Origin of the sequence: Luteibacter sp. SG786, from assembly GCF_011759605.1 — a bacterium.
In the GTDB taxonomy this organism is placed as follows: domain Bacteria; phylum Pseudomonadota; class Gammaproteobacteria; order Xanthomonadales; family Rhodanobacteraceae; genus Luteibacter.
The window spans coordinates 440,490-462,816 of the sequence record NZ_JAAOYX010000003.1; the positions used below are offsets into that span (position 1 = coordinate 440,490).

18 protein-coding genes and 1 riboswitch are annotated in these 22,327 nt (G+C 66.1%); of the genes, 11 read left to right on the top strand and 7 right to left on the bottom strand.

Annotation, left to right across the window (positions count from 1 at the left end; translation table 11 throughout):
- Positions 1-30 precede the first annotated feature (30 nt).
- Complete coding sequence (locus tag FHS47_RS17925) at positions 31-690, bottom strand: protein-L-isoaspartate O-methyltransferase (protein ID WP_167031411.1); 660 nt, start codon at positions 688-690, stop codon at positions 31-33.
- A 326-nt stretch (positions 691-1,016) separates the two neighbouring features.
- Here FHS47_RS17925 and FHS47_RS17930 point away from each other — a divergent pair, with 326 nt between their 5' ends.
- The 4 genes from FHS47_RS17930 to FHS47_RS17945 all read left to right on the top strand — a co-directional run bounded on the left by FHS47_RS17930 (position 1,017) and on the right by FHS47_RS17945 (position 5,583).
- Positions 1,017-1,682, top strand: a complete 666-nt coding sequence (locus FHS47_RS17930; RefSeq protein WP_167031413.1) for a TetR/AcrR family transcriptional regulator — start codon at positions 1,017-1,019, stop codon at positions 1,680-1,682.
- A gap of 29 nt (positions 1,683-1,711) precedes the next feature.
- Positions 1,712-1,809, top strand: a riboswitch (TPP riboswitch).
- 72 nt (positions 1,810-1,881) lie between these two features.
- On the top strand, positions 1,882-3,723 hold the full coding sequence (thiC, locus tag FHS47_RS17935; RefSeq protein WP_167031415.1) for a phosphomethylpyrimidine synthase ThiC: 1,842 nt from the start codon (positions 1,882-1,884) through the stop codon (positions 3,721-3,723).
- A gap of 195 nt (positions 3,724-3,918) precedes the next feature.
- A complete protein-coding gene (locus FHS47_RS17940; protein WP_167031417.1) occupies positions 3,919-4,491 on the top strand; it encodes a DUF892 family protein in 573 nt (190 codons plus the stop codon).
- A gap of 72 nt (positions 4,492-4,563) precedes the next feature.
- Positions 4,564-5,583, top strand: a complete 1,020-nt coding sequence (locus FHS47_RS17945) for a DUF2333 family protein (RefSeq protein ID WP_167031419.1) — start codon at positions 4,564-4,566, stop codon at positions 5,581-5,583.
- Between the two features lie 103 nt (positions 5,584-5,686).
- Here the strand turns inward: FHS47_RS17945 and ppa are convergent, their stop codons facing one another.
- From ppa to FHS47_RS17970, 5 genes are all read right to left on the bottom strand, one after another.
- Positions 5,687-6,220 carry an inorganic diphosphatase gene (gene ppa, locus FHS47_RS17950; protein WP_167031422.1) on the bottom strand — a complete coding sequence of 178 codons (534 nt, stop codon included), beginning with the start codon at positions 6,218-6,220 and terminating at the stop codon, positions 5,687-5,689.
- Between the two features lie 225 nt (positions 6,221-6,445).
- The gene (locus FHS47_RS17955; protein ID WP_247741537.1) at positions 6,446-8,518 is read right to left on the bottom strand and encodes a prolyl oligopeptidase family serine peptidase; all 2,073 of its coding nucleotides are present in this window, start codon (positions 8,516-8,518) and stop codon (positions 6,446-6,448) included.
- A gap of 186 nt (positions 8,519-8,704) precedes the next feature.
- Positions 8,705-10,753, bottom strand: coding sequence for a sodium-translocating pyrophosphatase (locus FHS47_RS17960; RefSeq protein ID WP_167031428.1), 2,049 nt, complete (start codon positions 10,751-10,753; stop codon positions 8,705-8,707).
- Positions 10,754-10,903: 150 nt separating this feature from the next.
- Entirely contained in the window at positions 10,904-11,338 is a 435-nt protein-coding gene (locus FHS47_RS17965; protein ID WP_167031431.1) for an RcnB family protein, read from the bottom strand.
- A gap of 151 nt (positions 11,339-11,489) precedes the next feature.
- Positions 11,490-12,776, bottom strand: coding sequence for an amidohydrolase family protein (locus FHS47_RS17970; protein ID WP_167031434.1), 1,287 nt, complete (start codon positions 12,774-12,776; stop codon positions 11,490-11,492).
- A 112-nt stretch (positions 12,777-12,888) separates the two neighbouring features.
- On the opposite strand from FHS47_RS17970, the gene FHS47_RS17975 reads away from it, so the two are divergent.
- Together FHS47_RS17975 and FHS47_RS17980 are read left to right on the top strand one after the other, a co-directional pair.
- Positions 12,889-14,103 (top strand): putative DNA modification/repair radical SAM protein, encoded by a 1,215-nt coding sequence (locus FHS47_RS17975; protein ID WP_167031437.1) that lies wholly within the window; start codon positions 12,889-12,891, stop codon positions 14,101-14,103.
- A gap of 2 nt (positions 14,104-14,105) precedes the next feature.
- The gene (locus FHS47_RS17980; protein ID WP_167031440.1) at positions 14,106-15,524 is read left to right on the top strand and encodes a UdgX family uracil-DNA binding protein; all 1,419 of its coding nucleotides are present in this window, start codon (positions 14,106-14,108) and stop codon (positions 15,522-15,524) included.
- A 96-nt stretch (positions 15,525-15,620) separates the two neighbouring features.
- Here FHS47_RS17980 and FHS47_RS17985 read toward each other — a convergent pair whose 3' ends face one another.
- Complete coding sequence (locus FHS47_RS17985; protein WP_167031442.1) at positions 15,621-16,877, bottom strand: 6-phosphofructokinase; 1,257 nt, start codon at positions 16,875-16,877, stop codon at positions 15,621-15,623.
- A gap of 202 nt (positions 16,878-17,079) precedes the next feature.
- Between FHS47_RS17985 and FHS47_RS17990 the strand changes: the two genes are divergently transcribed.
- The 5 genes from FHS47_RS17990 to FHS47_RS18010 all read left to right on the top strand — a co-directional run bounded on the left by FHS47_RS17990 (position 17,080) and on the right by FHS47_RS18010 (position 22,068).
- Positions 17,080-17,661, top strand: coding sequence for an adenylate kinase (locus FHS47_RS17990; protein WP_167031445.1), 582 nt, complete (start codon positions 17,080-17,082; stop codon positions 17,659-17,661).
- Positions 17,662-17,718: 57 nt separating this feature from the next.
- A complete protein-coding gene (gene mpl / locus FHS47_RS17995) occupies positions 17,719-19,077 on the top strand; it encodes a UDP-N-acetylmuramate:L-alanyl-gamma-D-glutamyl-meso-diaminopimelate ligase (protein WP_167031448.1) in 1,359 nt (452 codons plus the stop codon).
- 10 nt (positions 19,078-19,087) lie between these two features.
- Positions 19,088-19,690, top strand: a complete 603-nt coding sequence (locus FHS47_RS18000) for an LON peptidase substrate-binding domain-containing protein (protein ID WP_167031452.1) — start codon at positions 19,088-19,090, stop codon at positions 19,688-19,690.
- A gap of 13 nt (positions 19,691-19,703) precedes the next feature.
- On the top strand, positions 19,704-20,522 hold the full coding sequence (locus FHS47_RS18005) for an NAD(P)-dependent oxidoreductase (RefSeq protein WP_167031455.1): 819 nt from the start codon (positions 19,704-19,706) through the stop codon (positions 20,520-20,522).
- Between the two features lie 208 nt (positions 20,523-20,730).
- Positions 20,731-22,068, top strand: coding sequence for a sigma-54 dependent transcriptional regulator (locus FHS47_RS18010; protein WP_167031458.1), 1,338 nt, complete (start codon positions 20,731-20,733; stop codon positions 22,066-22,068).
- Positions 22,069-22,327 lie beyond the last annotated feature (259 nt).

Sequence of the window (22,327 nt, forward strand, 5' to 3'; positions counted from 1 at the left end):
TCGCCTTGTAAGTGAGGGATAGCGGGTGGATCAGAGCACGAACCGCTTCACCGGCGCGGCATGCGCCAGGTACGGAAGGTCCGTTTCGAACAGCGATTCCTCGCGATAGCGCCCGTCGCCCTCGTGGGTGAGCAGGACAGCCGTCTGCGCGGGGGAATCGCCGCGTACCACAAACATGCGTCCGCCGGGCTTCAGCCAGCGCACGAACTTCTCGGGAACGGCGTGCACGGCGCCCGTGACCACGACGGCATCGAAAACGCCCGCGGGCGTGTAGCCGTTGACGGCCTCGGCGGTTTCCAGCGACACGTTCGCCACGCCGGCGGCCGCGAGACGTGCGCGGGCTGCCTCGACGAAGTCGGCGTGCATGTCGATGCTGGTGACCTTGCCGGCGAGGCGGGCGAGGCAGGCCGTGAGGTAACCGGAACCGGTGCCGATTTCCAGCACCTCGTCGACCTTGTTGAGCGCGACGGCCTGGAGCACGCGGCCCTCGATCACCGGCTTCATCATCACCTCGCCGTGCCCCAGGGGCAGGGTGAGGTCGGCGAACGCCACATTGCGGTGCTCGGGAGCGACGAAGTCCTCGCGGCGCACGCTCTTCAGGGTCTCGAGGACGTCGGCGTCGAGAACCTCCCAGGGACGCACCTGGTTCTCGACCATGTTCTGCCGGGCCTGCTCGAAATTCATCGCCATGGTTGTATTCCGTACGAAAGCTGCAAAAAGATTCGGAAGGATAAGCGCTTAGCGCCCGGTTTCCCAATAGCTAAAGGCTGCGGTGCCTGTGCGGCGGGGCGAAGTGCCGGAAGTCACCGGACGGGACTGACGGAAGTCATGCCCCCCTGCCGGACGCCCTCAGGTACCTGAACGGCCCGGGCGGCAAACCCCCGATCCCATTGGGGTAACCGCCGCTGCATCCCCATCTACCATTCTAAGGTAGCCGGAGCGGTCAGCAGCCTGCTGGAAATAACTGAACCGCTGCGTATAATAAAGTCATAATCTCTGTTTGTGAAGGTGCAGCCATGAACGCCAGCCCGAAACTCAAGACCCAGGGACCCGGGCGTCCGAAGGACATGGAAAAGCGAGCGGCCATCCTCGATGCCGCCAAGGCGCTCTTTACGCAGGGCGGCTTTGCCGGCACCAGCATGGATGCCGTCGCGGCCTCCGCGGGTGTGTCGAAGCTCACGGTGTACAGCCATTTCGGCGACAAGGACAACCTCTTTCGCGAGGTGATCCGCGCGCACGTGCAGGAGCGCCTGCCGGACGACCTGTTCGATTTCAGCCAGGGCGCCGACATCCGTGCCACGCTCACCAACATCGCCAGCCGCCATGCGTCCATGGAGACCAATACCGAATCGGTGGGTACCTTCCGGGCCATCCTTTCCGACTGCCACAACGGTGGCAATCCGCGCTTCGGGCGTCTGGTCTGGGAAGAAGGCCCCGTGCGCATGCACAAGCTCATGCAGCGCCTGCTCGAAGGCGCGGCCGCGCGCGGCCAACTCGACATCCCCGACGTGTCGCGCGCCACCACGCAGTTCCTTGCCCTGCTCAAGGGCGACCTGCTGATCCGCCGCCTTTTCGGCTGCGAAGACTGTGCGGTGCAGTTTGCCGAAGAGGTGAATGCCAACGCGCTGGCCGCGGTCGACATGTTCATGCGCGCGTATTCCCCGCGCAACGTCAGCGTCTGACCATCCGCATCCGCTTCGTGCTTTAATCGGCGACGAAGCGGGGGTGCCCAAGCGATGCGCGGGCTGAGAGAGTCCCTTCGAACCTGATCCGGTCCGTACCGGCGTAGGAAGCTTCGTCCAGGATCGCCGTGCGCATGCGCACGGCGTGTCGCGTGACGGCGCCGTCCGCTTCTCCCTTCCTCCGAGGAACGAGAAGCCGATGAATGCCATGCCCTCCGATCTGGCCCGCGCCGCGCGCGAGCTGTCCCAGTCCGTTACCGCACCCATCTCCGGTTCGCGCAAGGTGTACGTTGCCGGCAGCCGCCCGGACCTGCGCGTGCCGATGCGCGAGATTGCGCAATCGGCCACCCCCACGCTGTTCGGTGGCGAGGCCAATCCGTCGATCGTGGTGTATGACACGTCCGGGCCCTATACCGATCCCTCCCATACCGTGGACCTCGCGGCGGGGCTTCCTGCCCTGCGTGCCGCATGGATCTCCGAGCGGGGCGACGTGGAGCGGCTCGACGCCCTGTCGTCGAGCTTCGGACGGGGCCGGGCGAACGATGCGCGCCTCGACGCCGTCCGTTTTGCTGGAACGCGGCTGCCGTTGCGTGCACGCAACGGCGCGAACGTTACCCAGATGCACTACGCGCGGCGTGGCATCGTCACGCCGGAGATGGAGTTCGTGGCCATTCGCGAGAACCAGCGGATCGACGCGCTGGCCGATGCCGTCCTCCGCGCGCAGCATCCGGGCGAAGCGTTCGGCGCTGCGCTGCCGGCGCGTATCACGCCGGAGTTCGTGCGCGACGAGGTCGCGCGCGGCCGCGCGATCATCCCCGCCAACATCAATCACCCGGAAGCGGAGCCGATGGCCATCGGCCGGCGGTTCCTTACCAAGGTGAACGCCAACATCGGGAACAGCGCGGTGAGCTCCGGCATCGCGGAAGAAGTGGAAAAGCTCGTGTGGGCGATCCGCTGGGGTGCCGATACCGTCATGGATCTTTCCACCGGCAAGCACATCCACGAGACACGGGAATGGATCGTGCGCAATTCCCCGGTGCCGATCGGCACCGTGCCGATCTACCAGGCGCTGGAAAAGGTGGGCGGCGTGGCCGAGGAACTCACCTGGGAGATATTCCGCGACACGCTGGTGGAGCAGGCGGAGCAGGGGGTGGACTATTTCACGATCCACGCCGGCGTGCTCCTTCGCTTCGTGCCGCTCACGGCAAAACGCGTCACGGGCATCGTATCGCGCGGCGGGTCCATCATGGCGAAGTGGTGCCTTGCGCATCATCGCGAGAATTTCCTCTACACGCACTTCGAGGACATCTGCGAAATCATGAAAGCCTACGACGTGTCCTTCAGCCTGGGCGACGGCCTGCGGCCCGGATGCGTGGCCGATGCGAACGATGCAGCCCAGTTCGGCGAACTCGACACCCTGGGGGAGTTGACGAAGGTGGCGTGGAAGCACGACGTGCAATGCATGATCGAAGGGCCCGGCCACGTGCCCATGCATCTCATCAAGGAAAACATGGAGCGGCAGCTGGAAAAGTGCCATGAAGCGCCGTTCTATACACTGGGGCCGCTCACGACCGACATCGCCCCGGGCTACGACCACATCACCAGCGCCATCGGCGCGGCCATGATCGGCTGGTTCGGCACGGCCATGCTTTGCTACGTGACGCCCAAGGAACACCTCGGCCTGCCCAACCGCCAGGATGTGCGCGATGGCATCGTCGCTTACAAGATCGCCGCGCATGCCGCCGATCTGGCGAAAGGCCACCCCGGCGCACAGGTGCGGGACAACGCGCTGTCGAAGGCCCGTTTCGAATTCCGCTGGGACGACCAGTTCAACCTCGCCCTGGACCCCGACAAGGCCCGCGAATTCCACGACGAGACGATGCCGAAGGAGGCGCACAAGTCGGCGCACTTCTGCTCCATGTGCGGACCGAAGTTCTGCTCCATGAAGATCACGCAGGAAGTGCGGGACTTCGCGGACGGGATGGAAGGCAAGGCGCTGGAGTTCCGGGAGCAGGGCGGCGAGGTGTACCGGAAGGCATGAGTAGGGTGGCGGGAAGTCACTGGGCCCCTGCCTTCGCAGGGGCGACGAGTGGGGCCGTCGCTCGGCTGCGAAAACCGTCGCCCCTGCGAAGGCAGGGGCCCAGCGACTTGGCGTGAGAAGCCGCCTCTTCACCAGGATTTCCCGCATCGCGGCCTACCGTTTGGCATCCCCCAGTCCCTCTAAAGGAGACCAGGCATGTCCCAGTCCAAGCCCTTCATCAGCGACATTGAGAACATCCGCAAGCGCGCACGCGAGCACATCGACAACGGTGCGGTTACGTCCGGGTACCGCGCCGACCGCGAAACGGTGATCAAGCTCCTCAACGAGGCCCTCGCCACGGAGCTCGTCTGCGTGCTGCGCTACAAGTACCACTACTACATGGCACCGGGCATCCACTCGCAGAGCGTGAAGGCGGAATTCCTCGAACACGCCACGGAAGAGCAGGAACACGCCGACCGCATCGCCGAGCGCATCACCCAGCTCGACGGCACGCCGAACTTCAACCCGGACGGCCTGCTTTCGCGCAGCCATGCCGACTACGTGGAAGGCACCACCCTGGTGGACATGATCAAGGAAGACCTGGTCGCCGAGCGCATCGCGATCGACAGCTATCGCGCCATCGTGCAGTACATCGGCGACGACGACCCGACGACACGGCGCATCATGGAGGACATCCTGGCGCAGGAGGAGGAACATGCCGAGGACATGGCCACCTTGCTCGAGAACCTCGGCGCGAAGGGCGAGCCGACAGCGCCCCCGCTTCGCTGAGCTAAGCTAGGGACGCTCTGAACTTGTTCAGAGCGTCCCTACGCTCACGTTCGCGACAAGAAGGAAGTCCCCATGAATGCGACCGCCCAATCCGTGCCGCCGCGACGCCGGCGCCATCCCCTCGGTCTGGCGATCCTCGTGCCGATCGCCGTGTTGATCCTGCTCGTGCTGGCACTCATGTGGTGGTGGGACAAGGAGCCGGAGCAGTTCGACCCGGTCGCGGTCACCACCGCGCACATGAAGGACATCGGCCGGCCCATGAGTACCGGCGCCGTCACGACGTACACGCTGATCCGTTCCGTCGACACGCTGATGGACAAGCGCGGCGGCTATCTCAGCAACGACCGGATGCCTCCGGGTGTGTTCATGGACAATATACCCAACTGGGAATTCGGCTCGCTGACCGCGTCGCGCGACCTGGCCCGTGCCCTGCGCAACGATTTCAGCCGCTCGCAGACGCAGTCCACCGAAGACAAGGACCTGGGCGAGGCCGACCCCCTGCTCAACAGCCCGAACGATCGCTGGCTGCTGCCCAGCTCCGAATCGCAGTACGGCAAGGCCGTCAACGATCTCGAGAACTACCTCGGCCGGCTGAGCGATGCGGCCGACGCCAATGCCCATTTCTATGCGAGGGCGGACAATCTTGCCGATTACCTGCAGACGGTTTCGGCGCGTCTGGGCTCGCTGTCGCAGCGGCTCTCGGCCAGCGTGGGCCAGTTGAAAGTGGACGCGGCACCGGATGCCGCCGTGGGCGCGAACGCCGGGCCCGCGAAGGCGATCTACGTGAAGACGCCCTGGTCGAAGATCGACGACAACTTCTACGAGGCTCGTGGATATACGTGGACGCTGCTCGAGCAGCTCAAGGCGATCCGCCACGACTTCGCGCCCATCCTCCGTAGCAAGAATGCCGACGCAAGCCTGCAGCAGGTGATCCGCGAACTCGAGGAGTCGCAGAAGTCGCTGGGCAGCCCGGTGGTGTTGAACGGTTCGCCGTTCGGTTTCTTCGCCAATCACTCGCTGGTAATGGCGAACTATGTGTCGCGCGCGAATGCGGCGATCATCGATCTGCGGGCCCTGCTGGGCCGCGGATAAAAGCCTTTTGTGGGAGCCGCTTCAGCGGCGATGCACGCTTGCGGCAAGCCTGCCCGCTTCAGCGGATCGCCGCTGAAGCGGCTCCCACACAAAGCAACCAACCTTACTTATCGGTCTTGTAGCGGCCGATGCCGGCCGTGATTTCGGCCTTGGCTTCCTCGGCGCCGAACCAGCCCTCGACCTTCACCCACTTGCCCTTCTCGAGATCCTTGTAGTGCTCGAAGAAGTGGCCGATGCGCTCCAGCCAATGGCCGGACACCTGCTTGATGTCGCGGATGTGGGCGTAGCCGGCGAACACCTTTTCCACCGGCACGACGACCAGCTTCTCGTCGGCGCCCGCTTCGTCGGTCATCTTCAACATGCCGACCGGATGGCAGCGGATGACCGAGCCGGGCACCAGCGACAGGGGCAGGATCACCAGGGCATCGAGCGGGTCGCCGTCGCCGCCGAGCGTGCCGGGCACGTAGCCGTAGTTGCACGGATAGCGCATCGGGGTGGAGAGGATGCGGTCGACGAAGATCGCACCGCTTTCCTTCTCGACTTCATACTTGACCGGCTCGGCATCCTTCGGAATTTCGATGACGACGTTGATTTCGTCCGGCACGTTGCGGCCGGCGGAAACGAGATGCAGTCCCATGGGGGGTCCTTGGTGGGGTTTTGGCAGCCCTAAAGGATAGCGGGGACCCCCCAGTAAGTCAGCCGCCAAGGCGGCTTGGAAAGCGTGAACCGTAAGTAAAAGCCGGGCAAAGCAGGCCATGCGGCTTTTACTTACAGTTCCCAGCGGCCGCAGGCCGCGACTTACAGGCGCTACGCGCCGACTCACTGGCGCCAGGCGGCGCGCGCCCCGCGCCGACTCACGCCGCTACTTCAGATGCTCCCAAAGGTACGTATACGCCAGGGCATTCATGAACGCCGACTGCTTGTTGTCCGCCGCCGCCCCGTGGCCGCCCTCGATGTTCTCGTAGAAGCTGGCATCAAAACCCATGGCTTGCATGCGGGCCGCCATTTTGCGGGCATGTACCGGGCCCACGCGGTCGTCGCGGGTCGAGGTGGTGAATAGCACGGGCGGGTACTTGGTGCCCTTGCGGAGGTTGTGGTACGGCGAGAAGGTCTGGATGTACTTCCACTCTTCCGGCTTGTCCGGATCGCCGTATTCGGCCATCCAGGAGGCACCGGCGGACATGTGCGGATAGCGCTTCATGTCCAGGAGGGCCACTTGGCTCACCACGGCGCCGTAGAGCTGAGGGTACTTCGTCAGCATGTTGCCGGCGAGGAGGCCGCCGTTACTACCGCCCATCATGCCCATGTGCTTCGGACTCGTGATCTTGCGGTCGATCAGGTCCTGCGACACGGCTGCGAAATCCTCGTAGGCTCGCGGACGGTTCGCCTTCAGCGCCGCCTGGTGCCAGGCCGGTCCGTATTCGCCGCCGCCGCGAATGTTCGCCACCACGTAGACACCGCCCTTCTCCAGCCAGGCGCGGCCGACGCCGGCGGAGTACATCGGCTGCAGCGGTATCTCAAAGCCGCCGTAGCCGTAGACCAGCGTCGGGTTCGTGCCGTCCGCCTTCATCGCCTTCGGCGCGATCTCGAAATAGGGCACCTTCGTGCCGTCCTTCGAGGTGGCGAAATGTTGGCTTACCGCGAATTTCGAGGCGTCGAAGAACGACGGGCTGTGCTTCAACGCTTCACTGTCGCCCTGGCCGAGCACGCCGTAGTAGAGCGTGGTGGGCTGCAGGTAGCCGGTCACGGTGAGGAAATAGGCGTCGCTGTCGTCGGCATCCACGCCCACGGCCTGCATGGTGCTGAGTGCGGGCGCGCCGGACAGCACCTCGCTCTTCCAGTCGCCCTTGGCCGCCGGAGTGAGAATGCGTACCTCGCTCACGACGTCGTGCATCAGGTTGAGAATCAGGTGGTGCCGCGTCCACGAATGCCCGGCCATCGAGGTATGCGCGTCCGGGGTGAACAACACCGTGATGTCGCGCTTGCCCGCCATGAAGTCGTCGAAGTTGGCGGCCAGCAGGGAACCGGACGGATAGGTCTTGCCACCGACCGTCCACGCGGTGCGGGGCTCGATCAGCAGCCATTCGCGCTCGACGTCGGTCTCTGCATCGTTGGGCACGTCGATCTTGGTGAGCTTGCCGTCCTTGCCGCGAAGAAAGGTCTCGGTGCTGTAGAACTCCAGCGCGCGTGAGACGAAGTCGCGTTCGTAACCCGGGGTCCTGTCGCGGAACGCCCAGATCGACATGTCGGTCTTCTTGCCTTCGTACACCGTCGTGGCGGAGGAGAGGGGTGTGCCTCGCTTCCACTCCTTCACGATGCGCGCGTAGCTCGAGTCGGTCATCGAGCCCGGGCCGAAATCGGTGGCCACGAAGAGGTGGTCGTCGTCGATCCAGGAGACGAGGGTTTTCGCCTCGGGCAGGGTGAAGCCATCTTTGACGAAAGTCTTGTTAGACAGGTCGAATTCGCGCACCACGTCGGCGTCGGCACCGCCGCGCGACAGCGAAACGAGGCAGCGGCGATAGTCGGGCTTGAGGCACTGCGCGCCGTGCCACACCCAGTTTTCCTTTTCGGAAGCGGCGAGGGCGTCGAGGTCGATCACCGTTTCCCAGGCGGGCTTGTCCTTGCGGTACTCGGCCAGTGTCGTGCGCCGCCAGAGGCCCTTGGGGTGTTCCTTGTCTCGCCAGAAATTGTAGAAGTGGTCGCCGATCTTGCTGACCACGGGAATCTTCGCGTCGGAATCGAGCACCTCGAGGATGCGCGCGTCCAGCGTCTTGAAGTCCTTGCTCTCGGCGTACTTGGACACCGTCTGGGCATTCTCCGCCTTCACCCAATCGAGGGGCTTGGTGCCGTCGATGTCCTCGAGCCAGAGGTTTTCGTCATTCGTGTCCGCCGGGGCGGCGGGCGGGGTCTTCGGGGTGTCGTATGCCTGGGTCATGCCACAGAAGGTAAGGGCGAAGGCCAGCGCAATCCAGCGTCGATGCATGTTTCAGTGCCTTGGGGAGTCGTGACGAAACTGTGGGAGCCGCCATGGCGGCGAGAAGCCCACGAAGCGGTATAGCGGCGAGGGTACACTCCCTCGCCGCTATAGCGGCTCCTACGGGGCGGAGTCCGAGGCAGCCGTTTACAGCAGCGGGATCAGCAACAGCGCGACGATGTTGATGATCTTGATCAGCGGATTCACCGCCGGGCCGGCGGTGTCCTTGTACGGGTCGCCGACGGTATCGCCGGTCACGGCCGCTTTGTGTGCATCGGAGCCCTTGCCGCCGAAGTGGCCGTCCTCGATGTACTTCTTGGCGTTGTCCCACGCACCGCCGCCGGTGGTCATGGAGATGGCCACGAACAGGCCGGTGACGATCGTGCCGATCAGCACGCCGCCGAGCGCCTGTGCACCGGCCTGAGGGCCGCCGAGCCACTTGAAGCCGAAGATGACCACCACCGGCACCAGGACGGGCAGGAGCGAGGGCACCAGCATTTCGCGGATGGCGGAACGCGTGAGCATGTCCACCGCGCGCGAATAGTCGGGCCGCGTGGTGCCCTGCATGATGCCCGCGATTTCCCGGAACTGGCGCCGCACTTCTTCCACCACCGCTCCGGCGGCGCGGCCCACGGCCTCCATCGCCATGGCGGCGAAGAGGTACGGAATCAGTCCGCCGATGAGCAGGCCGATGATCACGTAGTGGTTCGACAGGTCGAAGGTCACTGGCGTACCGCCGAAATGCAGGCTCAGGTTGTGGGTGTAGTCGGCGAACAGCACCAGCGCGGCCAGTCCCGCCGAGCCGATGGCATAGCCCTTGGTCACGGCCTTGGTGGTGTTGCCCACCGCGTCGAGCGGATCGGTGACGCCACGCACCTCGGCCGGCAACTCGGCCATCTCCGCGATGCCGCCCGCGTTGTCGGTGATGGGGCCGTAAGCGTCAAGCGCCACCACCATGCCCGTCATGCTGAGCATGGCCGTGGCCGCGATGGCGATGCCGTAGAGGCCGGCCAGGGCGAACGCGCCCCAGATGGCCGCGCACACGGCCAGCACCGGCAGGGCGGTGGACTTCATCGAGACGCCGAGGCCGGCGATGATGTTGGTCGCATGGCCGGTGGTGGACGACTGCGCCACGTGGCGTACCGGGTGGTACTCGGTGGCCGTGTAGTACTCCGTGATCACCACCATGGCGCCGGTGAGCACCAGTCCGATCAGGGCGCAGCCATAGATGCGGCCGACCCCGAATCCCGAATCCGCCATCAACGCCTGGGTGATCGGCCAGAACGCGATGGCGGCCAGCACGGCGGATACCGCCACGCCCGCATACAACGCATTCATGATCTTGCCGCCGCGGGTCTTCACGAAGAAGGTGCCGATGACGGAGGCCACGATGGAGGCACCGCCGAGCACCAGCGGGTAGAGAACGCCGTTCGGTCCGACCACGGTGGCCATCACGCCGCCCAGCAGCATCGTGGCGATGAGGGTCACGGCGTAGGTTTCGAACAGGTCGGCGGCCATGCCGGCGCAGTCGCCGACGTTGTCGCCCACGTTGTCCGCGATCACCGCCGGGTTGCGCGGGTCGTCTTCGGGAATGCCCGCTTCCACCTTGCCGACCAGGTCGGCTCCCACATCGGCTCCCTTGGTGAAGATGCCGCCGCCCAGACGGGCGAAGATGCTGATGAGCGACGAGCCGAACGCCAGGCCCACGAGGGCGTGCAGCACATGCCCCTGCTCGTAGCCCATGTGGGTCAGCACGCCGTAGTAGCCGGCGACGCCGAGCAGGCCCAGGCCCACTACGAGCATGCCGGTGATGGCACCGCCTCTGAAGGCCACGGCGAGGGCAGAAGAAAGGCCGCTCCTGGCGGCCTCCGCGGTACGAACGTTGGCACGAACCGAAACGTTCATGCCGATGTAACCGGCGGCTCCCGACAACAGCGCCCCCAGCGCGAAGCCGATGGCGGTGCCCCAGTCGAGGAAGATACCGATGAGCAGGAAAAGTACGATGCCGACCACGCCGATGGTGGCGTACTGGCGGTTGAGGTAAGCGCGGGCGCCTTCCTGGATGGCGGCGGCAATCTCCTGCATGCGTTCGTTGCCCGGCGATCTCGCCAGAACCCAGCTGACCGAAAACGCGCCGTACAGAATCGCGACGACCGCACATGCCAGCGCGATCCATAAACCGTACTGTTGCAGCATCGAAGCCTCCCCGGATTGTAGGAGCCCAACATGGGGCCCGGTCCGAGTATAGGCAGGGCAGGCACGGATTGGTGTTGTGCGCTGCGCAAGTCATTGCGCCAATTCGGTAGTCGGTACCGGTATCGCTACCGACTACCGTGGCACATGCCTTTAACGAGTGGCGATGTCGAGGATCACGCCGGTGGCGATGGCGACAAGAAGGAAGTCGCTGTTGTCGCGGACCCAGTGGTAACCGCGCGGCGGTGGGCGCAGGCGGTAGCTGCCGTAGTCGTAGACGACCACAGGGCGGCCGTAATAACGGTGGCCGCGCTCCCAATGGCCCCAACGCTGGTAGTAACGCGGCGGCGGGCCGTAGTAGTGCGGGGGCGGGCGATGGTAGTACCCATGCTCGTAGTGACGCGGCGGAGGCGGCGGCGGACGATGCCCATGCCAGCCGTTGTCGTGGCGCCAGCGGCCGTTGTCATGGCGGTAGTCGTGGTCGTACCGGCCGCGGTCATGACCGTGACCGTGGCGGTCGTCCGCGAAAGCCGCCGTGGTGGCGACCAGCGCAATGGCGGCAAAGGCGGTACGCAGCATCGTTTTCATGTCCCAGTCTCCCAGTGCGATCGCTGTGCCGCGATTTCGTGCGGCCGATCGGCAGTTCGGATGCTAGGAAGGGAAGGCTGAACGTGAAGTCCTACGAAACGAAAGCTCCACGAAAGCGTTCATTGTTGCGACAGCTATTGAACCGGCCGGTTCAGGAAATGGAGCCCGGCCGGAATTCCAGCGTCAGTTCCGAGGGGCGTTCCGGCAGGCTCAGGCGGGTGTGCCGCTCCGGCGAGCGGGCCAGGACGCGGCCTTCGCGCACCACCAGGAGGCGGGCCGCCCTCAGTCGGATTGCCTCGTGCACGTCGCCCGCCTGCAGCAGCACGAAGTCGGCGCGATGTCCGGGCGCGATGCCATAGCCTTCCAACCCCAGGACCCGTGCGGCGTGGGTCGTGACGGCCTCGAAGCAGCGGGCGACGCCGCTCGTGGAGGTCATCTGGGCCACGTGCAAGCCCATGTGGGCAACCTCGAGCATGTCCGCACTGCCCATGCCGTACCAGGGGTCCATGGCGCAGTCGTGCCCGAAGGCCACATTGACACCGGCGTCCATGAGTTCCGGCACGCGGGTCATGCCGCGTCGCTTCGGATACGTGTCGTGCCGCCCCTGCAAGGTGATGTTGATGAGCGGATTGGCGATGGCGTGTACCCGGGCTTCCGCGATGAGCGGGAGCAGCTTGGACACGTAGTAGTTGTCCATCGAGTGCATCGAGGTGAGATGCGAACCGGCCACGCGGTCCTGCAAACCCGTGCGCACCGTTTCGGCGGCCAGGGTTTCGATGTGCCGCGACATCGGATCGTCGGACTCGTCGCAGTGCATGTCCACGCGCAGTCCGCGTTCGGCAGCCAGCTCGCACAGCCAGCGGATCGACGCCGCGCCGTCCGCCATGGTGCGTTCGAAGTGCGGAATGCCTCCGACCACATCGACGCCCATGTCCAGGGCACGCACGAGGTTTTCGCGTGCGCGGGCGGAGCGGAGCAGGCCGTCCTGGGGGAATGCCACCAGTTCCAGGTGGAGGTAAGGCGCCACGCGGCGCTTCACTTCGAGCAGTGCCTCCGTCGCGAGCAGGCGATCGTCGCAAACGTCGACATGGCTGCGGATGGCCAGCAACCCCTGGGCCACGGCCATGTCGCAATAAGCCATGGCACGGTCCACCAGCGCCTGCTGGGTGAGATGGGGTTTCAGTTCGCCCCATAGCGCGATGCCTTCCAGCAGCGTGCCGGACGCGTTCAGCCGCGGCAGGCCGAGCGACAACGTGGCGTCCATGTGGAAGTGCGTGTCGACGAACGGCGGGCTGACGAGACGGCCGGCCGCGTCGATCTCTTCCACGCCCTTCGCAGGGAGGGCGGGCTGGATCGCGGCGAACTTCCCGCCGTCGATGCCGATATCCACATCGGAACGCCCATCGGGAAGCGTGGCGTGACGAATGATGAGGTCCATGAGGCGGTTCCAGGGGCGAGGTCCTCATGATACCGAGGTCGTCGCAAGCGCAGACCGCCCGGCAGGGGCCTTCACGCGCTGCGGGGACTCTTTTGGCACCATGGCCGTCCCCATGAACGTGACAGAGAAACTTGCCATCCTCGCCGACGCCGCGAAGTACGACGCGTCGTGCTCGTCGAGCGGCGGAAAGGGCCGGAACTCCCTGAAGAGCGGTGGCATCGGCTCGACCGAAGGCATGGGCATCTGTCACGCCTATGCACCCGATGGGCGCTGCATCTCGCTCCTGAAGATCCTGCTGACGAACTTCTGCGTGTACGACTGCGTGTACTGCGTGAACCGGCGCAGCAGCAACGTGCCCCGTGCCCGTTTCACGGTCGAGGAAGTGGTGGACCTAACGCTGGCGTTCTACCGCCGCAACTACATCGAGGGACTGTTCCTCTCCTCCGGCATCATCCAGTCGCCCGATTACACGATGGAGCAGCTGGTCCGTGTCGCGCGCACGCTTCGCACCGAGCACCGGTTCGCGGGCTACATCCACCTGAAGACCATTCCCGATGCGGCACCGGAACTGATCGACGCCGCGGGCAGATGGGCCGACCGTCTCAGCATCAATGTGGAGATGCCCACGGAAGGCGGCCTCAAGTCGCTGGCGCCTGAAAAGGACCTGGGCGACATCCGCAGCGCCATGGGTCGTCTGCGTTTGTCCATTGATGAGGCGAAGGCGGAAAAGAAGGCGCCGCGATTCGCGCCGGCCGGCCAGAGTACGCAGATGATCGTGGGCGCCGATGCCGCCAGCGATCGCGACGTGCTGACCGCCAGCACCAATCTCTACACCAACTATCACCTTCGCCGCGTCTACTACTCGGCCTTCAGTCCGATTCCGGACGCCTCGAAGATACTGCCGCTCAAGCCGCCGCCGCTGGTGCGCGAACATCGCCTCTATCAGGCTGACTGGCTCATGCGCTTCTACGGCTTCGATGCCGACGAGATCGCCCCGCCGGGCGACGACGGCATGCTGTCGCTGGACATGGATCCGAAGCTGGCCTGGGCGCTGCGCCACCGCGAACGGTTTCCCGTGGACGTGAACCGCGCCTCGCGGGAGATGCTCCTGCGCGTGCCGGGGCTCGGCGTGAAGACGGTCGACAAGCTGATCGCGATGCGCGCGCATCGGCGCGTCCGTTACGACGATCTGGTGCGCCTGAGAGTGCCGGTGAAGAAGGTGGCGCCGTTCGTGGAAACGGTGGATCACCGGCCTCGTGGCGACCGCGACACGCCGTTGCTGCGCCGCGACCTGCGCGAACCCGCGCAGCCGGACCTCTTCGGCTGACGATGCTCGCCGTTACGTTGGACGACCCGTCGGACCTCGACGCATGGCGGGCGAAAGCCCGGTCCCTACTGCTTGCGGACGTCGATCCGGCCGACGTCGAATGGCGAGCCGGTGCCGGCGGCGGGCTGTTCGGAAGCGACGACGCCGTGCCGCCTCCGCGTCGGACGACGGTTCCGGGCGTGCCGCGCGCGTTCCTGGGGCTGGCCGGCACGGTGCTCGCGCATCGCGATCCGCGTCGCCACGCCACGCTCTATCGGATGCTCTGGCGCATCGCGCACGGTGAAAGGGAACTGCTGCGCATCGCCACCGACGGGGACGTGGCATGGGCGCATGCCTGCGCGCGCCAGGTGAGCCGCGACATGCACAAGATGAAGGCCTTCGTGCGCTTTCGCGAAGTGCGGCTTGGCGAAGACACGGTGTATGTCGCGTGGTTCGAACCCGAGCATGACATCGTACCCGCCGTGGCGCCGTTCTTCGTTCGTCGGTTCACCGGCATGCACTGGTCGTTGCTGACGCCATCACGCAGCGCGCACTGGGACGGCGCTACGCTGGCAATCGGGCCGGGCGCCGATCGCGCGGACGCGCCGACGGAAGATGCGCTCGAGGATCTGTGGCGTACCTATTACGCCAGCATCTTCAATCCGGCCCGCCTGAAGGTGGACGCGATGCGTCGCGAGATGCCGGTGAAGTACTGGAAGAACCTGCCGGAGGCGCGACTCATCCCCGAACTGGTGCGCGATGCGCTGCCGAGGATGCAGGCCATGGTCGAGAAGCAACCGACAGTGCCGAAGAAAAAGGTGACGCCCCTGCAGAAGGCGGCGGTGGATGCGCCCGAGGGCAGCATCGCCGCGTTGCGCAGGCGGGCCCGCGATTGCCGCGCGTGCGACCTGTGGAAGCCCGCGACGCAGACCGTCTTCGGTGCCGGCCCGTCCGACGCGCGGATCGTGGTGATCGGCGAGCAGCCGGGCGACCAGGAAGACCTCGCCGGCAAGCCGTTCGTCGGCCCCGCGGGCAAGCTGTTCGACCGGGCGCTGGAAGAGGCGGGAATCGACCGGTCGGCGCTTTATGTCACCAACGCCGTGAAGCACTTCAAGTTCGAGCCGCGCGGCAAGGTGCGCCTGCACAAGCGCGCGAACGCCGAGGAGCAGGCCGCATGCCGGCCCTGGCTCGCCGCGGAGATCGAACGGATCCGGCCCTCCGGCATCGTCTGCATGGGCGCCATGGCAGCGCAGGGTGTGTTCGGCTCGTCGTTCCGTCTGATGGCCCAGCGTGGGCAATGGCTCGAGACGCCGGATGGGCGCAGGGCCATGGCGACGGTGCACCCGTCGTACCTCTTGCGCCTCCCCGACCACGACGCGCGCGAAGCCGGCTTCGCCGACTTCGTGCACGACCTGAAGCTGATGCATGCTGTCTTGCGATGAACCTGTGGGAGCCGGCTCTGCCGGCGATCCCGCGGCAGCGGGCAAGCTTGTCGCGAGCACCGATCGCCGCTGAAGCGGCTCCCACACAAAGCCGTATCACCCCACCGCAAACTTCTTCAGCTTCCTCGGCACCGGCGCGTTCTTCAGCGTGACGTACACCGGCAGGCCGTCGGGACCGTAGGGCGGCGGGGCTTCGCCCTGGATCAGCGGCGCGAGGTAACGGCGTGCCGCCGCCGTGATTCCGAAACCGTCCTTCGAGATGAAGTTCTTCGGCATCTTCTTTTCGTGGTTGGCGATCTTGTCGAGCGGCGCCGCCTCGATCTTCCACTTGTACGGTTCGTCGGAAGTGCGCACGATCACCGGCATCACCGCGTTCAACCCCTCGGCGGCGTATTCGACCGCCTTCTTGCCCACCGCATAGGCCTGGTCGAGGTCGGTCTTGGAGGCAACGTGGCGCGCCGAGCGCTGCAGGTAGTCGGGCAGCGCCCAGTGATACTTGTACCCGAGTTTCTCGCGCACCAGCGCGGCAAGCACCGGCGCGGCGCCGCCGAGTTGCGCATGGCCGAAGGCGTCGCGCGCACCGGATTCGGCGAGGAACTTGCCCTCGCTGTCCTTCACGCCTTCCGAGACCACGACCGTGCAGTAACCGACCTTCTCCACGGTGGCCTTCACCTTGGCGAGGAAGGCTTCGGGATCGAACACGTTTTCGGGGAACAGGATCACGTGAGGCGGATCGCCCGCACCGGCACCCGCCAGCCCCGCCGCCGCGGCAATCCAGCCGGCATGGCGGCCCATCACCTCGATGATGAAGACCTTCGTCGAGGTGTCCATCATGGACGCCACGTCGAGACTGGCCTCGCGCACGGCGATGGCGGTGTATTTCGCCACCGAGCCGAAGCCGGGGCAGGTGTCCGTGACCACCAAGTCGTTGTCGATCGTCTTGGGCACGCCGATGCAGTTCACCTCGTAGCCCAGGGCCTGGCCGATCTTCGACACCTTGTTGGCCGTGTCGGCTGAGTCGTTGCCGCCGTTGTAGAGGAAGGTGCGGATGTCGTGGGTCTTGAACACCTCGATCAGCCGCTCGTACTCGGCGCGGTTCTCTTCCAGGGACTTCAGCTTGTAGCGGCAGGAGCCGAACGCGCCGCCGGGCGTGTGCTTCAGCGCGGCGATGTTGGCCTTCGCCTCCTTGGTCGTGTCGATCAGCTCCTCGCGCAGCGCGCCGAGGATGCCGTTACGGGCGGCATAGACCGGGATGCCCTTGTCGCGGGCGGTCTCGATCACGCCCGCGGCGGTCGCGTTGATGACGGCGGAAACGCCACCCGACTGGGCGTAGAGGATTTTACCGGCGGCCATGCTTCGGGTCCTTCTGGTGGTCGAAAGGCCCAGCGTAGCGCGCCGCGCGTCGCCGCGCCTTGAAGGCGCCCGCGGGCGGGGGGCGCTACACCGCCAAGGTGTCGGGAGTTTGACGTGGCGGCGCCCCTGCCGTTACCTTGGGACCCATTTTTCTCGTGTCCGGTAGCGGATTTTCCCGCTTCTCCGGCGAAATGGAGCATCAATGCGACTCGTGCTATTCGGCGCCCCCGGTTCCGGCAAGGGCACCCAGGCCTCCCGCCTGAAGCAGGACCTGGGCATTCCGCACATCTCCACCGGCGATCTCCTGCGCGCGGAGATCAAGGCCGAGAGCGAGTTGGGCAAGAAAGCCAAGAGCATCATGGATGCCGGCCAGCTGCTGTCCGACGACATCATGCTCGGCATCATCGAAGAGCGCCTCGGCCAGCCGGATGCCAAGCCCGGCTTCATCCTCGACGGCTACCCGCGCAACCTGGCCCAGGCCGAAGCGCTCGACGGCGTGCTTGCCCGTATCGGCCAGCCGCTCGACGTGGTGATCAAGCTCGAGGTACCCAACGAGGCGATCGTCGATCGCTGCGTGGTGCGCTTCAACAAGGAAGGCCGTCCGGACGACAACCCGGACACCGTGAAGAAGCGCCTGGCCATCTATGCCGACCAGACGGCCCCGGTCGCGGAGTTCTATGCGAAACGCGGCAAGCTGAAGGTCGTGGACGGCGTCGGCGAGCTCGACGAGGTAACCGCCCGGATCAAGGCCGCGCTCGAAAGCACGTCCGCCGCCAGCGCCTGATCGCGGGGCCCGCCGGTTGCGGCGGGCCTTCCGACGCCACGCCCCACGAGCCTACCCATGCGCGTCCATATCCTCGGTATCAGCGGCACCTTCATGGGTGGCGTCGCCGCCCTTGCGCAGGAACTCGGCCTGCAGGTCGAAGGCTCCGATGCCAATGTGTATCCGCCCATGAGCACACAGCTCGAGGCGCTCGGCATCGGCCTGATGCAGGGTTACACGGCGGCTCACCTCACGCCGGCACCCGACCTTGTCGTGGTCGGCAACGCCATGGTCCGCGGCAACCCGGCCGTGGAGTACATGCTCGATGAGGGAATGCGCTACATCTCCGGGCCACAGTGGCTCGGCGAGACCCTGCTCGTCGGCCGCGAGGTCCTGGCCGTGGCCGGCACGCATGGCAAGACCACCACCACCAGCCTGCTTGCCCACCTCCTTGAATCGGCGGGGCAGGCGCCTGGCTTCCTCATTGGTGGCGTGCCCGGCAATTTCGACGTATCCGCGCGGCGGGGCGAGGGCAGGCCTTTCGTCATCGAGGCCGACGAGTACGACTCGGCGTTCTTCGACAAGCGCTCGAAGTTCGTGCACTACCGGCCGCGCATCGCGATCCTCAACAACCTCGAATACGACCACGCCGACATCTTCCCCGATATCGCCGCGATCCAGCGGCAGTTCCACCACCTCGTGCGCACGGTGCCGGGCAATGGCCGCCTGATCGTGAATGCGGAGGACGCGCGCCTTGCGGAAGTGCTCGCGATGGGAGCGTGGACGCCGGCGGAAACCTTCGGCATCGACGCCGGCGACTGGCGCGCCGAACTCCTCGCCGCGGACGGTTCCCATTTCCGGGTGCGCCGTAACGGAACGACCCTGGGCGACGTCCATTGGGGGTCGCTCGGCCGGCACAACGTGATGAACGCGCTGGCGGCGCTGGCGGCGGCCGCGGCGGCGGGTGCCGATCCGGTGGCCCTGCTGCCGGCCTTCGCCGGCTTCGCCAGCGTGAAGCGGCGCATGGAGGTTCTCGGCACCGCGCGCGGCGTGACCGTATACGACGACTTCGCCCACCACCCTACGGCCATTGCCACCACCCTGGCCGGGTTGCGGGCGAAGGTGGGCGACGCGCGCATTCTCGTGGCCCTCGAACCGCGTTCCAATTCGATGCGGCTCGGCGCGCACGCCGACGCCCTGGCGCCCTCGCTGGCCGATGCCGACGTCACGGTGTTCCTGCATCGCCCCGAACTGGCCTGGGATGCGGGCAAGGTGACGGCAGCCCTGCGAGGCCGCGGCATCACGGCCGGCAGCGTCGATGCGCTGGTGCACGCCCTGGTGGCGGAGGCCCGGGAAGGAGACCACGTGGTCTTCATGTCCAACGGCGGATTCGAAGGCGCGCCCCGCAGCTTCTTCGCGGCGCTGGGCGCGGGTTAGACTGCCGGGCATGGCCGCGACGACGCCCGCCCTCGACCTTCCGCTGTTCCCTTTGTCGAACGTCCTCTTTCCGGGCGGTCACCTGCAACTGCGTATCTTCGAGCCCCGCTACATCGACCTCGTGCGCGAATGCGCGCGCACCGGGCGAGCCTTCGGCGTGTGCATGATCCTCGAAGGCCGCGAGGCCGGGCAGCCCGCCGTCCCCGCCGCCGTGGGTACGCTCGCCACCATCACCGATTTCCACACGCGCGAGGATGGCCTGCTCGGCATCGTCGCCGAAGGCGGCCTGCGCTTTCGTGTGACGCGCACGCGAGTGCGTTCGGACGGTCAAGTCCGCGGCGACATCGTTACCTGGCCGGAAGAGGATGCGCTGCCGCTACCGGCCGAGTTCGGCTTGCTGGCGACGATCCTCGAGCGTCTCGCCGAGCAGATGATGCCGCCGTGGCGGCACGAGGTTGCGGTGCGGTCCGACGACGCCAGCTGGGTCGGCTTCCGCCTGTCCGAACTGCTTCCGCTCGACGCGAACGAGTGCCAGCACATGCTCGAACTCGACGATCCGCTGCAGCGCCTCGCCGAGTTGCGCGACATCCTTCCGCGCTTCCAGCGCGCCTGAGGCAAAGCCACCCATGAGCACGCTCGCCGGCAAAACCCTGTTCATCACCGGCGCGTCGCGCGGCATCGGCCTCGCCATCGCGCTGCGCGCCGCACGCGACGGGGCGAACATCGTCATCGCCGCCAAGAGCAACGTGCCCAACCCGCGTCTCCCGGGCACGATCCACAGCGCCGCGGCCGACATCGAAGCCGCGGGCGGTACCGCGTTGCCGCTCAAGGTCGACATCCGCGAGGAGTCCGAAGTACGCATGGCGGCGGCCACCGCGGCGGAGCGCTTCGGCGGCATCGACATCGTCGTGAACAACGCCAGCGCGATCTGGCTCGCCGGCGTCGAGGGCACGCCGATGAAACGCTTCGACCTCATGCACGAAGTGAACACGCGCGGCACGTTCCTCACCACCCAGGCCTGCCTGCCGTTCCTGAAACAGGCGGCGAATCCGCACGTGCTCATGCTCTCGCCGCCGCCGAGCATCGATCCGCGCTGGTACGCGCCGCACGTGGCGTACACCATCGCCAAGTTCGGCATGAGCCACTGCGTGCTCGGCATGGCGCCCGAATTCGCGCCGCTGGGTATCGCCGTCAATGCCCTGTGGCCAAGAACGGTCATCGCCACGGCCGCCATCGCCATGCTGGGCGACACGGTGAAAGCTGAAAACTGCCGCAAGCCGGAGATCGTGGCCGACGCGGCCCATGCCATCCTCACGAAGCCCTCACGCGAAACGACGGGCCGGTTCTTCATCGACGAAGACGTGCTGCGCGAAGGCGGAATGCGCGATTTCGACCGTTATGCCGTCGTTCCCGGCAACCCGCTGCTTCCCGACCTGTTTTTATAGCTATCGCGGCAAGTAATGAACGGCGTGAAGGGGGCTAGCCCGTTTGGTGTATGGCCGCGTGCTGTGTCGGGGTATAACGTCGGCGCCGTCGTTCCTTCTAGCAAGGAACGGCGAGTGGGGCTTGCCGGCCTGCAGGGGTGCCGGCGGCGGGTCCGGAGCCGAACCCGCGAAGCTGACAGCAGGCCACGAGACTGGGTGAGGAGCGGGCATGTCGCGCGGGGAATCGACGGGTCGTTGCGTCGTTTGGATTGGAAGACCGAGCGTTGAAGAACACTTCGGACTGATCCGTGCGGGATGGCGCACGTTCGTCGCCGATCCCGCGAGAAACGGTGCCGAGCTTCCCGAGTGCGGCGACGACGCCATCGCGGTGGTGGACCTGCGCACGAAGGCGCAGGCTGCCGTGCGCATCCTCGACGATCTTCGTCAGAGCCATCCCGGCATGGCCTGGATCGGTCTTACCGGAGAGCAGACGAAGGCGACCGATCCGTCCATACGCAACGTGTTGCCCCACGCGTTCGAAATCATCGAAGGCCCGTCGTCGCTCGGTGCGCTGCGTCAGGCGCTGTCCCGCGTGCCTGGCGACGCCCCCATGGCCCACGACGACGATGCGCCGAGCCTGCTGACCGGGAACAGTCCCGCCATACGTGCGCTGTCGCAGAACATCCGCAAGTTCGCGCCTGTGGAACTGCCGCTGCTGATCACCGGCGAAACCGGTACGGGAAAGGAGATGGCGGCGCGCGCGCTGCACCAGCTGTCGCCGAGAAATGGAAAGCCGTTCGCGGCGATCAACTGCGGCGCATTGCCCGCGAACCTCGTGCAATCCGAACTCTTCGGGCACGAGCGCGGTGCGTTCACCGGTGCAACGGCACGGCGTATCGGCCATTTCGAATCGGCGGATGGCGGCACCGTCTTCCTCGACGAGATCGGCGACCTGCCGTTGGACGCGCAGACGAATCTCCTGCGTGTGCTGCAAGAGGGGACGATCGAGCGGATCGGGAGCTGCCAGTCGATCAAAGTGGACGTGCGCGTGCTCGCCGCGACTCACGTCGACCTGGAGAAGGCCGTGGCGCAAGGCCGCTTCCGCGAAGATCTGTTCTATCGCCTGAATGTGTTGCGGTTGCGCATGCCGCCCTTGCGTGAGCGCACGGGCGATATCGAACTGCTGGCGCAGCATTTCCTCGACGTGTTCCGGGAAAGCTACGGCACCCGGGCTCGCGCCTTCAGCACCAGCGCGCGCAAGGCACTCAACGCTTTTTCCTGGCCGGGCAACGTGCGCGAACTGATGAACCGGGTGCAGCGCGCGGCGGTGATCGCGGACGACGCGCTCATCACGCCCGACGACCTGGAGCTGAGCGCGGACAGCCCCAGCGGCGACCGGGACAGCCTGGGAAGCGCGCGCACGTCTGCCGAACGCGAGGCCATCGTGGACTGCCTGCGCGCGAGCGCGTTCAACATCAGCGAATGCGCCCGCCGCCTGCGCGTGTCCCGCGTCACGGTCTACCGTCTCTGCAAGAAGCATCAACTGGCCCTCGATCAGCTTCGATAAGGCGCCGCCTCCCACGCATGCGCGGAAAAGAAAACTCCCGGTCCTCTGGGAGGACCGGGAGTTCCCATTCGTCGTCCGGCTTGGCAGGGTCGTCGGGCGAACGAACCACGCGGCTTCACAGGGCCTTGTTCCCAGGGGGAGCAAGCGCCGTGCCACGGGGCGCTTCTTTGATTCGCAAGGATTTTCCCCGTGCCGCTGCCGGCGGCGCCGTTCAGCCCGTGTAGCGATCTGTAACAGGACGTTGCAGGCGCGGTACATC

What these genes read in the sequence shown, in the direction of transcription:
- FHS47_RS17925 (WP_167031411.1), bottom strand. Translation starts at nt 690, where the DNA reads ATGGCGATGAATTTCGAGCAGGCCCGGCAGAACATGGTCGAGAACCAG.
- FHS47_RS17930 (WP_167031413.1), top strand. Translation starts at nt 1,017, where the DNA reads ATGAACGCCAGCCCGAAACTCAAGACCCAGGGACCCGGGCGTCCGAAG.
- thiC (WP_167031415.1), top strand. Translation starts at nt 1,882, where the DNA reads ATGAATGCCATGCCCTCCGATCTGGCCCGCGCCGCGCGCGAGCTGTCC.
- FHS47_RS17940 (WP_167031417.1), top strand. Translation starts at nt 3,919, where the DNA reads ATGTCCCAGTCCAAGCCCTTCATCAGCGACATTGAGAACATCCGCAAG.
- FHS47_RS17945 (WP_167031419.1), top strand. Translation starts at nt 4,564, where the DNA reads ATGAATGCGACCGCCCAATCCGTGCCGCCGCGACGCCGGCGCCATCCC.
- ppa (WP_167031422.1), bottom strand. Translation starts at nt 6,220, where the DNA reads ATGGGACTGCATCTCGTTTCCGCCGGCCGCAACGTGCCGGACGAAATC.
- FHS47_RS17955 (WP_247741537.1), bottom strand. Translation starts at nt 8,518, where the DNA reads ATGACCCAGGCATACGACACCCCGAAGACCCCGCCCGCCGCCCCGGCG.
- FHS47_RS17960 (WP_167031428.1), bottom strand. Translation starts at nt 10,753, where the DNA reads ATGCTGCAACAGTACGGTTTATGGATCGCGCTGGCATGTGCGGTCGTC.
- FHS47_RS17965 (WP_167031431.1), bottom strand. Translation starts at nt 11,338, where the DNA reads ATGAAAACGATGCTGCGTACCGCCTTTGCCGCCATTGCGCTGGTCGCC.
- FHS47_RS17970 (WP_167031434.1), bottom strand. Translation starts at nt 12,776, where the DNA reads ATGGACCTCATCATTCGTCACGCCACGCTTCCCGATGGGCGTTCCGAT.
- FHS47_RS17975 (WP_167031437.1), top strand. Translation starts at nt 12,889, where the DNA reads ATGAACGTGACAGAGAAACTTGCCATCCTCGCCGACGCCGCGAAGTAC.
- FHS47_RS17980 (WP_167031440.1), top strand. Translation starts at nt 14,106, where the DNA reads ATGCTCGCCGTTACGTTGGACGACCCGTCGGACCTCGACGCATGGCGG.
- FHS47_RS17985 (WP_167031442.1), bottom strand. Translation starts at nt 16,877, where the DNA reads ATGGCCGCCGGTAAAATCCTCTACGCCCAGTCGGGTGGCGTTTCCGCC.
- FHS47_RS17990 (WP_167031445.1), top strand. Translation starts at nt 17,080, where the DNA reads ATGCGACTCGTGCTATTCGGCGCCCCCGGTTCCGGCAAGGGCACCCAG.
- mpl (WP_167031448.1), top strand. Translation starts at nt 17,719, where the DNA reads ATGCGCGTCCATATCCTCGGTATCAGCGGCACCTTCATGGGTGGCGTC.
- FHS47_RS18000 (WP_167031452.1), top strand. Translation starts at nt 19,088, where the DNA reads ATGGCCGCGACGACGCCCGCCCTCGACCTTCCGCTGTTCCCTTTGTCG.
- FHS47_RS18005 (WP_167031455.1), top strand. Translation starts at nt 19,704, where the DNA reads ATGAGCACGCTCGCCGGCAAAACCCTGTTCATCACCGGCGCGTCGCGC.
- FHS47_RS18010 (WP_167031458.1), top strand. Translation starts at nt 20,731, where the DNA reads ATGTCGCGCGGGGAATCGACGGGTCGTTGCGTCGTTTGGATTGGAAGA.